The organism is Bradyrhizobium sp. STM 3566 (genome assembly GCF_045571445.1).
In the GTDB taxonomy this organism is placed as follows: domain Bacteria; phylum Pseudomonadota; class Alphaproteobacteria; order Rhizobiales; family Xanthobacteraceae; genus Bradyrhizobium; species Bradyrhizobium vignae.
In genome coordinates this window covers 4913077-4927350 of the sequence record NZ_CP120692.1, presented here as the reverse complement: position 1 = coordinate 4927350, position 14274 = coordinate 4913077, and the positions used below count along the sequence as shown (strand labels likewise).

The 14274-nt window shown below is 65.9% G+C and carries 13 protein-coding genes and 1 pseudogene; 6 read left to right on the top strand and 8 right to left on the bottom strand.

The features are described 5' to 3' along the window. Positions 1 to 150: 150 nt before the first annotated feature. Positions 151 to 930: an enoyl-CoA hydratase gene (locus tag P6U27_RS23840; protein WP_122404179.1), complete on the bottom strand. Its 780-nt coding sequence runs from the start codon at positions 928 to 930 to the stop codon at positions 151 to 153. A 145-nt stretch (positions 931 to 1075) separates the two neighbouring features. Beyond that, on the bottom strand, positions 1076 to 1738 hold the full coding sequence (locus P6U27_RS23835; RefSeq protein ID WP_122404178.1) for a hypothetical protein: 663 nt from the start codon (positions 1736 to 1738) through the stop codon (positions 1076 to 1078). Positions 1739 to 2030: 292 nt separating this feature from the next. Between P6U27_RS23835 and P6U27_RS23830 the strand changes: the two genes are divergently transcribed. Further along, positions 2031 to 2576: a sigma-70 family RNA polymerase sigma factor gene (locus tag P6U27_RS23830; RefSeq protein WP_122404177.1), complete on the top strand. Its 546-nt coding sequence runs from the start codon at positions 2031 to 2033 to the stop codon at positions 2574 to 2576. A 2-nt stretch (positions 2577 to 2578) separates the two neighbouring features. Continuing rightward, positions 2579 to 3217: an NrsF family protein gene (locus tag P6U27_RS23825; RefSeq protein WP_122404176.1), complete on the top strand. Its 639-nt coding sequence runs from the start codon at positions 2579 to 2581 to the stop codon at positions 3215 to 3217. A gap of 102 nt (positions 3218 to 3319) precedes the next feature. On the opposite strand, the gene P6U27_RS23820 is transcribed toward P6U27_RS23825, so the two are convergent. Together P6U27_RS23820 and P6U27_RS23815 are read right to left on the bottom strand one after the other, a co-directional pair. Next, positions 3320 to 4420 carry a DUF2336 domain-containing protein gene (locus P6U27_RS23820; RefSeq protein ID WP_122404175.1) on the bottom strand — a complete coding sequence of 367 codons (1101 nt, stop codon included), beginning with the start codon at positions 4418 to 4420 and terminating at the stop codon, positions 3320 to 3322. 62 nt (positions 4421 to 4482) lie between these two features. Continuing rightward, positions 4483 to 4832 (bottom strand): annotated as a pseudogene (locus P6U27_RS23815) (GGDEF domain-containing protein); the annotation flags it as partial. 541 nt (positions 4833 to 5373) lie between these two features. On the opposite strand from P6U27_RS23815, the gene P6U27_RS23810 reads away from it, so the two are divergent. The 4 genes from P6U27_RS23810 to P6U27_RS23795 all read left to right on the top strand — a co-directional run bounded on the left by P6U27_RS23810 (position 5374) and on the right by P6U27_RS23795 (position 9476). Then, positions 5374 to 5943, top strand: coding sequence for a sigma-70 family RNA polymerase sigma factor (locus P6U27_RS23810; RefSeq protein ID WP_162500363.1), 570 nt, complete (start codon positions 5374 to 5376; stop codon positions 5941 to 5943). After that, positions 5940 to 6635, top strand: a complete 696-nt coding sequence (locus P6U27_RS23805; RefSeq protein ID WP_122404173.1) for a hypothetical protein — start codon at positions 5940 to 5942, stop codon at positions 6633 to 6635. The genes P6U27_RS23810 and P6U27_RS23805 overlap by 4 nt, the downstream gene beginning before the upstream one ends. A 16-nt stretch (positions 6636 to 6651) precedes the next feature. After that, a complete protein-coding gene (locus P6U27_RS23800) occupies positions 6652 to 8364 on the top strand; it encodes a S8 family serine peptidase (RefSeq protein ID WP_407192713.1) in 1713 nt (570 codons plus the stop codon). Positions 8365 to 8849: 485 nt separating this feature from the next. After that, on the top strand, positions 8850 to 9476 hold the full coding sequence (locus tag P6U27_RS23795; RefSeq protein WP_122404171.1) for a TIGR03809 family protein: 627 nt from the start codon (positions 8850 to 8852) through the stop codon (positions 9474 to 9476). Between the two features lie 131 nt (positions 9477 to 9607). Here the strand turns inward: P6U27_RS23795 and P6U27_RS23790 are convergent, their stop codons facing one another. The 4 genes from P6U27_RS23790 to P6U27_RS23775 all read right to left on the bottom strand — a co-directional run bounded on the left by P6U27_RS23790 (position 9608) and on the right by P6U27_RS23775 (position 14274). Further along, positions 9608 to 10975 (bottom strand): TIGR03808 family TAT-translocated repetitive protein, encoded by a 1368-nt coding sequence (locus P6U27_RS23790; protein WP_122404170.1) that lies wholly within the window; start codon positions 10973 to 10975, stop codon positions 9608 to 9610. Positions 10976 to 11071: 96 nt separating this feature from the next. Beyond that, positions 11072 to 11725, bottom strand: coding sequence for a pyroglutamyl-peptidase I (locus P6U27_RS23785; protein WP_407192712.1), 654 nt, complete (start codon positions 11723 to 11725; stop codon positions 11072 to 11074). Continuing rightward, positions 11722 to 12711, bottom strand: coding sequence for a methylmalonyl Co-A mutase-associated GTPase MeaB (gene meaB / locus P6U27_RS23780; protein WP_122404168.1), 990 nt, complete (start codon positions 12709 to 12711; stop codon positions 11722 to 11724). The genes P6U27_RS23785 and meaB overlap by 4 nt, the downstream gene beginning before the upstream one ends. A gap of 51 nt (positions 12712 to 12762) precedes the next feature. Further along, a complete protein-coding gene (locus P6U27_RS23775) occupies positions 12763 to 14274 on the bottom strand; it encodes a tripartite tricarboxylate transporter permease (protein ID WP_122404167.1) in 1512 nt (503 codons plus the stop codon).

Genomic DNA, 14274 nt, shown 5'->3' with positions numbered 1-14274 from the left:
CGATGGCCTCTTAACTGTTTAGCCAGCCGAGGTCCCGCAGGCAAACTGCCGCGGGGAAAACTCCCATGTATTCCGTGCTTGTTGCAGCTCCGTCACAGGATTTCAGCGGGAAGGCGCCAGAGCCTTACACCAGCCTGACCGGTGTGCGCCCTACCGGTTCTTGTTCACCGGTTTGCGCTTCTCGATGAATGCCGCCATGCCCTCGGCACGGTCCTCCAGCGCGAAGGTGGAGTGGAACAGATTGCGCTCGACGCTCATGCCCTCGGCAAGCGTGGTCTCGAAGGCGCGGTTCACCGCTTCCTTGGCCATCGCGGCCGCAGGGCGCGACATCGACGCGATCTTCTCGGCTGCGGCGATCGTTTCGTCCATCAGCTTGTCGGCGGGTACGATGCGGCTGACGAGACCCGAGCGCTCGGCTTCCGCCGCATCCATCATCCGGCCGGTGAGGCAGAGGTCCATTGCCTTGGACTTGCCGATCGCCCGCGTCAGGCGCTGGGTACCGCCGATACCGGGAATGGTGCCGAGCGTGATCTCGGGCTGGCCGAACTTTGCGGTGTCGGCGGCGATGATGAAATCGCACATCATGGCGAGCTCGCAGCCGCCGCCCAGCGCATAGCCGGCAACCGCCGCGATCGTCGGCTTGCGGCAACGCGCGACGCGGTCGCCGCCGATCGCGGCGAAATCCTCGGAGAACATGTCGATGAAGCCCTTGGGCTGCATCTCCTTGATGTCGGCGCCGGCGGCAAAGGCCTTCTCGTTTCCGGTCACGACGATGCAGCCGATGGCATCATCGGCCTCGAGATCGTCCACGGCGGCGGCGATCTCGCGGAAGACGCCGAAAGAGAGCGCGTTGAGCATCTTCGGCCGGTTCAGCTTGATGATGCCGACCGCACCGATGTTTTCGACGATGATGTGTTCGAACGTGCTCATGCTCCACCCACGCTTTTGACTGAGCGGGCAATGTGCCCGCTGGCGCGGTGGGCTTCAAGGGGCTACCGGCCGCCGGAACGCGACGAGACGCGCGTTCCGGACGAGGTCCGCCAGGCCAGGTCTCAGGCCGCCAATCGGCCAGCAATCACGCCATGAACATCCGCGCGGCGGACGCCAGCGTCAGCAGCGTGCCGACGCCGATGAAGATCTTGCCGATCAGGGAGCTCTGGTCCCAGGCCGAGCTCTGCTGGCTGCTTGCCATCACCGGCGCCGGCCTTGGCTGCGCCTCGGTTGCGGCAATCACCGCCTTCTGCGCCGGCGGGTTCTCCTGTTGCAGGGCGCGATCGATGTCGTTGAGCTGATCGGGCGCGACGACCTGACTTTCGGGGGGCGCTGCGTTGGTATTATCGGCTGCTGCCTGGACATTGTCGTTGGCGCGGTTCGTCATCGCGGAGGCGGCAGCGGCAGGCGGCGTATCGGCGGCGAGCTGCGCATTGGCGTTGGCGACGTTGGGCGGCATCTGGCTGGACGCCGGCACCTCACCATCGGCCTTGGTGCCGTTCTTGGCCTCGTCGGCCTTTGCCGCAGCGTCCTTCTTGTCGGCCTTGTCGTCGGATTTTTGCACCGCCTTGCTGCTGCTGGTGCGGCGCGAGTCCTGGCGCCGGTGCTTGGCCGTATCGGCCTGCTTGTCCGCGCTGTCCGCTTTACTGCTCGCGGCCGAATCCGGCGCCGCCTGAGCAACGCCCCCGAACAGCAAGAAAAGCCCGGCCAAGACAATCAGGGCCGCGCGCGCGCTGGTCTTCATCATGTTGACGATCTCCCCAATTCCGCCCGTCCCGGCTGCGAACAGAGACCCCGGGGCGTGACGACAGCGGGGCAAAAAATGGGAATCTTCGAGTTGCACCCGGCAAAAACGGGGCAAAGCGTCCCCTCGCCACCGGCGGCCCGATGCGGGACGCGTCAATCGGTGTTATGAGCCGTCGCCGATGTTTGCTGTCGCATCGGTCGCGAGGTCCGGGTCTCGATCACGAATTCGTGATAAGCCCGGCGTCCCCGTAACAAATTGAAAGAGCGGCCGAATTGCATGGTGAGGGGCGCGGGTGCGCGGACGTGAGGACGAATGGACCGGCCTGATGCGGTCGGCCATGGCAGGCGATGATGCGGCGTATCATCGCCTGTTGAAGGCGGTCACGCCGGTGCTGCGCGCCGCCGCAAGGCGCGGCCTGGCGCGTGCCGGGCAGCCTCCCGACCAGGCCGAGGATATCGTGCAGGAGATTCTGTTGGCGGTGCATCTGAAGCGGCACACCTGGGACAGCGAAGCCCCCTTCGCGCCCTGGCTGTTTGCGATCGGCCGCAACAAACTGATCGACGCGCTCCGCCGGCGCGGCAAGCGCGTCTTCGTCAACATCGACGATTTCGCCGAGACGCTGCCGGGCGAGGCGCCGCAGGAGACGGCTTCGGCGGGCGAAGTTGCCGCGCAGCTGAGCACCTTGCCGCAGCGCCAGCGTGACGTGTTGCAGTCGATCGCGGTCGAGGCCGCCTCGATCAAGGACACTGCAGCGAAGTTCTCGATGAGCGAAGGTGCGGTGCGGGTCGCGCTGCATCGCGGACTCGCCGCGCTGACGGCCAAATTGCGGGACCATTAGTCATGGACACCGATCAACTCATTCGCTCGCTCGCAGCCGACAACGCGCACCGCGCGCCGCGCGTCGGCGCCATGCTGACCTTGGCGCTGCTGGTCGCCGCGCCCTTGTCGATCCTGATTTTTGCGACATTCCTCGGTGTGCGCGCCGACGTGATGAGCGCCATGCGCAATCCGTTCTTCGATATGAAGTTCGCGGTGACGCTGTCGCTCGCAATCCCCGCCATCATCGTTAGCCTGCATTTGTCGCGGCCAGAAGCCCTGCTGCGCGGCTGGGGCTGGCTGCTGCTGCTCCCTGTCGGCCTGCTTGCGGTGGCGATCGGCAGCGAGGCGATGATGGCACCAGCTATGCCGATGACGATGCGCCTGATGGGCAAGAACTCCCGGGTGTGCCTGGTCGCGATCCCTGCGATGTCATTGCCGCTGCTTGCGGGGGCGCTGTTCGGCCTGCGCCACGGCGCGCCGTCGCGGCCTGCACTGGCCGGTGCATTCGCCGGTCTGGTCTCGGCCGGGCTCGCCGCGACCCTCTATGCCTCGCACTGCACCGACGACTCGCCCCTGTTCGTCGCGACCTGGTACACGCTCGCGACGGTGGTCATGACCGTGATCGGTGCGGCGGTTGGTGCGAGGGTGTTGAGATACTAGGGCATGATCCGGAAAGATGTGCAGCGGTTTTCCGAAAAGATCATGCTTAAACAAGAACCTAAAACGCGATGACGATTCATCCTGATCTCGTCGCGCTTTAGTTCAGGCCACCGGCGTCGCGCTTTGCATGCGGTGGAAGCGCAGCACCTGCTGCGCCGTCGATGAGCGCAAGGCCTCGTAGGTGTCGCGTAGTGCCAGCATGTCGGTCTGCGGCCCGCCGGAGAGCTTCTCGCGCATGGCGATGATGGCGCGCACGCTCGACCATTGCATGCCCGCGACCTTGGCGAGGATCATCACGCCCTCGGTGCGGCTTTCGATCATCACAGTCTCGGCGGTCTCGACCGCGACGCCGGCGAGCGCGGCGAGCCCGGCATTGGTCTCGTCGAACTTGCCCTGTTCGGCGAAGGTCGTGACCTGGAATTCGTTGAGGCGGCCGTCCTCGTGCAGCGACTTCACCAGTGCGCGCGCCATCTCGGTCTGCCTGGTCATGGTGGCGGCGCGGACCCGTTGGGCCGCTTGCTGGACTGCGCTCGACACTTCGTCTGCGAGCTCGGGATGCGCGGCCGCGAGCTTCCTGCGCACGCTCGATGACGCCTTGGCGACCAGCCTCAGATAGTGATGACGCGGCAGGTCGGGCCGCAAGCCGATGCAGCTGGCGAGGTCGTCGTCGCGTTCGGCGCGCGTGACGAGGTCGTCGAGACTTCCCTCGGAGAACCGCGCGCCCGGATTGCTGACGGTTGACTGCACCACGTCCTCGTTGCCACGCGTCACCAGCACGTCGGTCAGCGCTTCCGACAGCATCCGCCGCAGCGAGATCGCCTTGAGATGCGCTTGGCTCCTGGTGCGCGCGATCTCGATCAGGGTCGCCTCGTCCAACCGTTCCGACTTCGACAGCACCGGGCCGGAGACCTCGATGATCTCGTCGAGCGCGAGCGTGCGGATGATCTGCGGTGGCGCGGACGCGATCGGTGCGAGGCGCTCGGCGAGCAGTGCCCTGGCCGAAATCTCGATCTGCTCGATCAGGCACTGGAACACGTCGTCGAACACCCGGATGTGGTCGTCGGAATAATCGACTGCATTGCCCACGAAGAGATCGGTGACACGGCGCAGCGTCTCGACCCGGCGCGCAACTGTGCCGTGCGAGAGGGCCGCCTGCAGTTCCTCGATCAGGTTCTCGGATGGTGTTGCCGATTTCGATCTCATTGCCCTGTCCTGGAGCGTTCGATCCGGCGGCGTCTTCTCACGCGCCGGAGGAAATGAATTGGTCAGCCCGTTGCAACGCGATTGCGCCCTTGCGCCTTGGCGGAATAAGCGCGCGGTCGGCGCGCGCTAGAAACGTATCGGCAGTATCGTTGTCGTGCAGCGTCACGACGCCCGCGGAAATGGTCACGTGCATGCCCGGGGAAAACGCGCTCCAGTCGAGATCGGCAACGATTTGGCGCAAGCGCTCGAGCATGTGGCGTGAGGCGTCGCCCGAGGTGCCCGGCAGCAGCAGCAGGAATTCCTCGCCGCCATAGCGGCCGAAACTGTCGGTCGGCCGGATGTTGGCGAAAATGCTGATCGCGAAGGTGCGAAGCACCTCATCGCCAATGGGATGGCCGTGGACCTGGCCGATATACATCTGGCGGCGCTGCCGGGCCCGGCGCGCCTGGACTTCGGGGGCCGTCGTCCCAGGTGCGAGGACAAGATCCGCGACCTCTGCGGCATTCCTCTCGGGAAAGGACGTCGCGGCCGTGCTCATGGTCCCGCCAATGATGGATGTCAGCGCAAAATCTACGTGGCAAGCCTTTAGGTTTGGTATCCTTCTGCAGCCGAATCCGAACCGGGCACCGCGAGAATTTTTACCGGGGATCATGCATCTTTCGCGATGCGGTCGAGCCAAAGCAGGGCTTGGCGCGACAAACCTGGTGCAGGGCTGCTATGGAACCGGAATTAGCCGGCCCCGCCTGTGCCGGGCGGCATTCCGCAGGGAAGCGTCTTAGTATTATGATACCTAGCTGGATCGATGCCGCTGACTTCGGCGGGTGGGGTAAGAAAAATGCGCGGATGTGGGGTAGCTCACATCAGCCCTCGTATGACTGCGGTAGCCTCAACAATTTTGCCCCTCCCGTCGAACCGTCCACCGCATCGACCCGACCAACTTTGCGAGACGGCCATTGAGCGTGACACAGGCGGCTTCGGACGAGATCCTGATCGCCAGGATCGCTCAAGGTGACCGGCTCGCCATGCAGGTGCTGTACGGGCGGCACCATGTCAGGGTTTACAGGTTCGGACTGAGGCTCGTGCGGGACGAGCAGGCTGCGGAAGACCTCATCAGCGAGGTGTTTCTCGACGTCTGGCGTCAAGCCGGCAAGTTCGAGGGCCGATCCGCCGTTTCCACCTGGCTGCTGGCAATCACCCGATTCAAGGCCCTGTCTGCGCTGCGGCGCAGGAAGGATTTCGAGCTGGACGAAGAAGCTGCCAACGCGATCGAGGATTCGTCCGACGATCCGGAAACGGTGGTGCAGAAGAAGGATACCAGTGAGGCGTTGCGGGAGTGTCTGACGGGTCTCTCGCCGGAACATCGGGAGATCGTCGATCTCGTCTACTACCACGAGAAATCCGTGGAAGAGGTGGCCGAAATCGTCGGGATACCGGAGAACACTGTGAAGACGCGCTTGTTCTATGCGCGCAAGAAACTGGCCGAACTGCTGAAGGCAGCCGGCGTTGAGCGAGGCTGGCCATGATGGCTTTGAGCAAGAAGATGCTGGAGCAAGAGCCCAGTGAAATTGAACTGCTGCTGCCCTGGCACGCTGCCGGCACGCTGAACGCGCGCGATGCGCGCCGTGTCGAGGAAGCGCTGGCGCGCGATCCCGAGCTTGCCAAGCAATATGCCGCGATCCGCGGCGAGTACGAAGAGACGATCCATCTGAACGAGAGCCTAGGGGCGCCGTCGGCGCGCGCCATGCAGAAGCTGTTCGCAGCGATCGACGCCGAGCCGGCGCGGACGACCGGCTCGCTGCCGCTGTCGGCGCGCATCTCGGCCTTCTTCGCGAGCCTGTCGCCGCGCACGCTGGCGTGGTCGGCAAGCCTCGGCGCCGTCGCGCTCGTGCTGCAGGCCGGAATCATCGGGGCCGTGCTGATGAAGAACCAGCCGGCGACCTTCCAGACGGCTTCGCTCTCGACCAGCGCGCCGATCACACGCGAGCTCGGTAGCACGGCCGCGCCGGCGCGTGCGCTGGTGCGCTTCACGCCAGAGGCGCGCGTCGCCGACATCACCGCGCTGCTCGACAGCTACCAGGCTTCGATCATCGGCGACGCCAAAGGTGGCATGTTCCGCCTGCAATTCGACAGGGCGATGAGCCAGGACGAGCTCGCCTCGTTGCTCGGCAGGATGCAGCGCGAGAAGTTCGTCAACCTCGCCGTCGCGGCGCCCTAGGCGCGCCGTCGAGCCGATGACGCGCAAATCCGAGAGCAGGGTGCGTGCCGGGGCCTGCGCTTCATCGATCGGGGCCGCGCTTCTGATCGCCACCTGTCTTGGTGTCGAGGTTGCGCAGGCGCAGGCGATCATGCGCACGCCTACGATCAGCGTTCCCTCGCGCGCGCCGACCATCACTCCGAGCATCGCCCCGCGGGTCAGCCCCAGCGTCGCCGCGCGCGCGGTCAGCGTCGACCGCGGCCCGCGGGCGATAGCGACCATTCCTCACACCACGTCGTCGCGCACGCGGCTTACGCCGGTGCTGCCCTATGTGCGCTACTCGCCCAACCTCTATCCGGCCTGCACCGCACCCTATCGTGACGGCGATGGCGAATGCCTGGCGCAGTCGAACGCTGGCGGCGAGGGCACCGGAAAATCAGGCAAGAAGAGCACCGGCAAGGGGCGTGGCAACAGCACGCCGGCCGCGGCCAACCTGCGCAGCGTCGCAGGCGAATTCGTCGCCGAGATCGACGGCGCGCTGTCATCGGCCGAGGCCGACGAGCTGGCGCGTCGCCATGGCCTGACCCGCGTCGCTTCTGAGACCTTCCCACTGATCGGAGCCACGTTCGGTCTGTTCCGCATCACCGACGGCCGGCCGTACGAGACGCTGCGCCGCGAATTCGCGGCCGACGGCAGCGTGCGCTCGCTCCAGCCGAACTTCCGTTATTTGCTTCAGGACCAGAAATCGGCGGAAACGACCGAGGGCGATCCTGCGCAATATGCGCTGACAAAGCTCCGCCTGCCGCAGGCGCATACGCTGGCACGCGGAGCCAACGTCACGATCGCCGTGATCGATTCCGGCATCGACGCCAAGCATCCCGAACTCGCCAATTCCGTCGCCGACAATTTCGATGCACTCGGCAGTGCCGAAGGGCCGCACGTCCATGGCACCGGCATCGCCGGTGCCATCGTCGCGCATGCCCGGCTGATGGGCAGCGCGCCCGAGGCCCGCATCATCGCCATCCGCGCCTTCGGGGGCGCCAACGGCGGCGCCGAGAGCTCGTCCTACATCATCCTGCGCTCGCTGAATTACGCCGCCGAGCACGGCGCACAGATCGTCAATATGAGCTTTGCCGGTCCGAAGGACGCGGTGATCGAGCGCGCCATCGCGGCGACCGCCGCGCGCGGCCTCGTGTTGATTGCCGCCGCCGGCAATGCCGGCGCGAAATCACCGCCGCTCTATCCGGCAGCCAATCCCAACGTGATCGCGGTCAGTGCGACGGATCAGCAGGACAGGCTCTTCTCCGCCTCCAACCGCGGCAACTACATTGCGCTCGCAGCCCCAGGCGTCGATATCTTCCTGCCGGCGCCCGACGGCAAATACCAGATGACGTCGGGGACCTCGTTCTCGGCCGCTTATGTCTCCGGCGTCGCGGCGCTGCTGCTCGCGCGCAACTACGCTCTGAAGCCGGAAGCGCTGCGCATGACGCTGGCAAAGACTGCGCGCGATCTCGGCTCACCCGGACGTGACGACCTTTTCGGCGACGGTCAGGCCGACGCATTTGCGGCGGTCACGGCTGTTCCCGCCGACAGCGCGACGCCGGTCGCGGCTGCCTCAGATACAACAAAACGTGAAGACGTGGGGAAGCGTCGCGACGAGCCCGGCAGCCGCGCGATCGAGCAACCCTCGCTGTCCGGCGCGGACGATAAATCCGCGGTTTCTCAGGCAGATAGGCCGGCGACGCGGTAGCGGCTGCGTCAATGATGCGGCAGAGGCCGAAGGTCAAAAAAGCAGACCCTGCATTGAACGTTCAGCCGGCTGCCACGACCAACTGATGTGGGAGCGGTCATCCCTCCCCATCAGTCATATCAGGCGCGAGCGCCCATCCACCCCAAGCGCCCATATGGCTCGACCCGTCCGGTTGTCCCCCCGGACGGGTCTTTTCTTTTCGGGCGTCCGATTTTTTGAAGCTTCGCATTCGTTCAGCTTGCGGTTGAAGATCGCCAGCGCGTTGGGTCGCCGTCACTCGCGCAACGCGCCGCAAGTCCATTATGCTTGTGCGAAGCTTGACTCGAAAACACAGCAAATCTCCGCTCGACTACGGTGATTGATGACGAATGTCGTGTCGTTGCTGGACAAGTCAAAACTTTTCCACAAAATATTCATGTCGCGTCTAAATTGATTCGTGTGCGTTTGCGTCCCCGCGTCCGTATTTTCTCCTGACGGGCTGGTTCATGACACATCGCCAAGGGTTTGTTCGCGACGCGGCTAGCAGCCGCCAAGTCGCGGCGCGCTGGTGCGCTCTCGCCGAGCAGCGCCTGCAACATCTCTCTGAAATGTTCGAGACCGGCCGCTGGCGCCGCTATCACTCCGAGATCGCGTTCCTCGAAAACATCCAGGAAGCCAAGCGTGCCGTCCAGACATGGCGCGCGCTTGCAACCGGCGGGGATGTCGCCGAGGCGGCTGCGAGCGTGACGCCCGCATTCGGTTGGTCGCCGGCGACGATGCCGCGCGTGTTTCCGCGCGAGCAGCAGCCGCAGACCTTGCAGCCAAAGGCCGTTCACATCGCTCCCGAGACCGCCATGCCGGTGAGGCTCGATCCGAAACCGGATGTGCTCGCGGAGATCACCGAAGCCCCGATCGCGCCGCTTGCTCCGATCGCACCGCGTGCCGCGCCCGCAGCAACGGCACCGCTCACCTTGCCTGCTGCCACGGCGCCGAGCGCGGCGCTGGCGGCGCTCCTGCCGCAGTTCTCCCCGCCCGCCACTGAGATCGTCGCAGCCCCCGAGCGCGTCGTCGAATTCACCTTCAGCCTCGATGGCCTGGAAGCGAAGTACCCGCTGCTGCGGAACGCGTTCTGACGCTCCGGAGCGTGGGCAGAGGGGAGCAACGCCATTTCTCGCTCCGTCATCCTTGAGGTGCGAGCACAGCGGCGCAACGCGCCGTTTTGAGAGCCTCGAAGGATGCACGGCCCGTCTTTCCGGCCGCGCGCCTACCGCCGCACCGCATTGCCGCCGACCACCACCTGCGCGAAACGCTGCGCTCCTTCGGCCGACAGATCGGAGGTCACCGCACGCGCGTGGTCGAGCCCGACCACGGCGCCGCGTGGCGTTTCCGAGATCATGTTGTTGTTGACGAGCGCGGTGCCGGCGCCCGGCATTACGGAGACGCCGACGCCGGCCAGCGCCTTGCGGATCACGTTCCCCGTGATTGCTACATCGCGCAGATATTTGCCCCAGCCGGCGACGATGCCGTAGGACGGCGCGTTCTCGATCACGTTGCCGGTGACCGAGGTATCAGCCTCGATGTAGATGCCGACGCCGGCATCGTCGTCCGGCGCGGTGCCGAGCGGCCGCTTCGGGATCAGATTGCGGATGATGTTGCCTTGGACCACCGCGATGCGGCCGCCTTCGTTGAAATTGCAGACGGAGACGCCGACGGCGGCGCCGTCGACAATGTTGTTGGCGATCACCGCGGCCTCGAACGCGAATTCGGAATAGAGCGCGACCTCGCGCACGTCGCTGACGCTGTTGCCGCTGATGTGGATGTTCGAGGCCGAGTTGCCGCGCACCGCCGAGTAATCGCAGTTCCTGATGCGGTTGCCGCGCACGATCACGTTACCGGCGCGGAAAGCGTTGATGGCATTGCCGTACTGGCCCGAGCCGCCGGGCCCAGCCTTGATGTCCTCGATGCGGTTGTCGGCGACTAACGTGCCGTCATCGCCGATCGCGGTGCGCAGGATCTCGATGCCGTTGTCGTTGGTGCCGCGAATAGTGTTGCGGCAGACGCTGAGGCCCCGGGCATCGAACGAGACCACCGCCGTCACCGCGATGTCAGTGAAGATGTTGCCGGAGATATCGCCCGCGACCTGCTCGAGCCAGATGCCGCTGCCGCCGGAGTTCGTGATCTCGCAATCGGTGATGCGGACATCGCGGCCGCCGAGGACGTGAACCAATCCGCGACGCGTCGGCAGTGGGATATTGCCGCCGTCGAAGGTGAGGCCGGTGAGGCCGATCGCATCGGCGCCGTCGCTCTGGATCGCCGAGGCGCCGCCGGTGAACACGAGCTTGGTCGCGCCGCGCACGCCGATCAGTTGCGCGCCGTTCGGGAGCCGCAACAGACCGGTCCGGTAGGTGCCGGGCGGCAAGGCAAGCGGCGTTTGCGCCCGCGCGGCCTCGTCGATGGCGCGCTGCAGCGCGCGCGTCTGATCCTCGCTGCTGCCGGGTCGCACACCATATTGCGTGGCATCGCGGCCGAGCAGCGACGTCAGCGGCGCCGCGTGCGCGGCGTCAACAGGCGTGGCCAGCGCACCGGCAATGCCCGCGGTTGAGGCTCCGATGAGGTGACGGCGATTGAGCATGACGCGTCCTCCGGCGGACGCGGGAGGTGTCCGCGCGGGATTGGGTAGCGCAGCGTGGCCGGGGCCGTGAGGATTGTTCGCGGTAGGGTTAAATGTTTACGCAATCGGGCTGCGTGTTTTCCTTGCCAGCCGCACCATCTCCATCAGCATGGCTTCCCCCGCATCCACCAGCTCCTCCAGCGTGATCCGCGGCGCGCCCTTGCGCCGGGTTGCGCCGCTGCGCGCAAGCAGGGGGATATGGATGAACGCCGCGAGCCGTGGCCCACCCGCCCTGACGTTCTCGATCGCGCGCCAGCTCAGGTAGTTGCAGTGATAGGCGCCGGCATCGCGCGAGGCGCGCGCGTCGATGCCGGTGCGGCGCGCCGCGCGCAGCAGCCTTGCGGTGTGCGGGCCGAACATCATCGCGTCCGCATGGCCGGCGATGCCGCGCTTGCTGGAGCGGGTGTTGGCGGCATCGGGCCAGAGCATGGTGACGGCGTTGCGCGCGCGGGTCTCGATGCGCAGGTAAGGCGTGCGGGCCGCGAGGCCGAACATCAGCAGCGCGTCGGGCTTTCGCGCCGCGAGCACCTCGGGTAGTTGCCGGTCGACCGCGGCATAGGTCACCGGGAAAATGTGGCTCGCGATTGTGACATCGTCGAGAGCCGGGCGGCGCAGTTGCGTCAGCCGCGCCACCAGCGGCTGGGTCGGGTTATAGGGCGCGCCGGGAAACGGACCAAACCCAGTGAGGAGGATGCGGAGCTTGTCGCTCATTGCAGCAACTCCAGGATCTGCTCGGCGGCAAGCGCCGGCGTGAGATGGCCGTCGGCGACTTCGGCCTCGATCTTCCGGACTTTCGTGCGCACCGATGCCTCGCTGCGCAGCCGCGCCAGCATGCGCTGCTCCAGCATCGACCACATCCATTTCACCTGCTGCTCGCGCCGTCGCGCGGCGAAATCGCCGGAGGCGTTCATCGCCTTGCGGTGGTCCAAAACCTTCTGCCAGATCTTTGCGATGCCATCGCCTGTGAGCGCCGAATAGGTCTCGACCGGCGGATGCCAATGCTCGGATCGCGGTGCCAAGATATGCAGCGCGCCGCGATAGTCGGCAGCGGTGATCTTGGCGCGCTTGAGATTGTCGCCGTCGGCCTTGTTGATCGCGATCATGTCGGCGAGCTCGACCAGGCCCTTCTTGATGCCTTGTAGTTCGTCGCCGCCGCCCGGCAGCATCAAGGCAAGGAAGAAATCGGTCATGTCGCACACGGCGGTCTCGGACTGGCCGATGCCGACTGTCTCGACCAGCACGACGCCGAATCCGGCGGCCTCGCACAGCAGCATCGCCTCGCGCGTCTTCGCGGCGACGCCGCCGAGCGTGCCCGAGGAGGGCGAGGGCCGGATGAAGGCATCGTCCGATGCCGCGAGCCGCGCCATCCGCGTCTTGTCGCCGAGGATCGAGCCGCCGCTGCGCGCCGAGGACGGATCGACCGCGAGCACCGCGACCTTGTGGCCCTGCTCGATCAGATAGGTTCCGAGCGCATCGATCGTGGTGGATTTGCCGACGCCGGGCGAACCGGTGATGCCGACGCGAAACGCCTTGCCGGTGTCCGGCAGCAGCATCTGCACCAGCTCCCGCGCCAGCGTCTGATGGTCGGCGCGCCGGCTCTCGACCAGCGTGATGGCCCGGGCGAGGGCCGCGCGACTGCCGGTGCGCAAGTCGCGGGCAAGGGATTTGATATCCGGCGAGGCCTTCTTCTCAGTCATGCCCTGCTTTACAACGCCGGGGAGAGACAGGCGAGGGCCGCCCGCCCGATATCACCGGGATGTCGCCACGACCGTCTGCGGCTGCTTCACCTTGCGCCATACCCACACCATCACCGGCCAGAGCAGGGCGCCAATCGCCATCGCGGCGAGGATGGCCGCCACCGGCCGCTCGAAGAACGGCAGGATGCTGCCGTCGGACTTGATCAGCGAGGTGACGAAGGCCTGTTCCACCATGGTGCCCATGACGATGCCGAGCACCATCGCGGCGACGGGATAGCCGTTCGCCTCCATCACATAGCCGATCACGCCGAACGCGGCGACGGTGACGACGCCGAACATGTTGTTGCCGATCGCGAACGAGCCGACCGCGCAGCACAGCATGATGATGGGCATCACGGTCGAACGTGGTGCCAGCAGGATATAAGCAGCGACCCGGATCATGGCGATGCCGAGCGGGATCATCAGGATGTTCGCGATGATGAACATCAGATAGATCGCATACATGCTCGACGCCTTCTCGGTGAACAGCGTCGGGCCGGGATTGAGCCCCTTCATGTAGAGCACGCCGATCGCGATCGCGGCGATGGTGTCGCCGGGGATGCCGAACAGCAGCGACGGCACCCAGCCCGAGGCGATGCTGGCATTGTTGCTGGCGCCGGCTTCGACCAGGCCCTCGACATGTCCGGTGCCGAACTTTTCCGGCTCCTTGGAGAAACGCTTGGACATCGCGTAGGACACCCAGGCGGCCATGTCGGCGCCGGCGCCGGGAAGCACGCCGATGATGATGCCGACGATGTTCCCGCGCGTCATCTGCCAGTGATACAACTTCGTCAGCTTCCACTGGCCGGCCATGATGCTTCCGAACTTGCGCCGCGGCAGCGGCGGCGGTTCCGGCGTCAGCATCGCCCGCATCACCTGCGCCACCGCGAACACGCCGACGAGGGCCGGGATCGGCTCGATGCCGCCGAACAGGTCGGTGATGCCGAAGGTGAAGCGCGGCACGCCGCCGGGGTTCTCGATGCCGATGCAGGAGACGAGCAGGCCGATGAACATGCCCGCGATCGCCTTCACCGGCGAGGAACGCGCCACCAGAGTGGCGCACATCAGACCGAGCAGCGCCAGCCAGAAATATTCGAAGGTCGAGAACGACAGTGCGATCTCGGCGAGCGGCGGTGCCAGGATCATCAGCGACAGCACGCCGGCGATGCCGCCTACCGCGGAGAACCAAACGCCGGCACCGAGCGCAAGCTCGGCCTGGCCCTTGCGCGTCATGGCGTAGGCTTCGTCCGCGTAGGCGGCGGACGCGGGCGTGCCGGGAATGCGCAGCAGCGCGCCGGGAATATCGCCGGAGAAGATCGCCATCGAGGACGCCGCCACGATGGTCGCGATCGCCGCGATCGGCGAGAGATAGAAGGTCACGGGGACGAGCAGGGCGGTCGCCATCGTCGCCGACAGGCCCGGCAGCGAGCCGATCACGAGGCCGTACACGGAGGCTGCGAACATCGCGATGATGACCTCCCAGGTGGATATCAGCGCGAAGGCGTCAAGCAGGGTTTTCAGCAT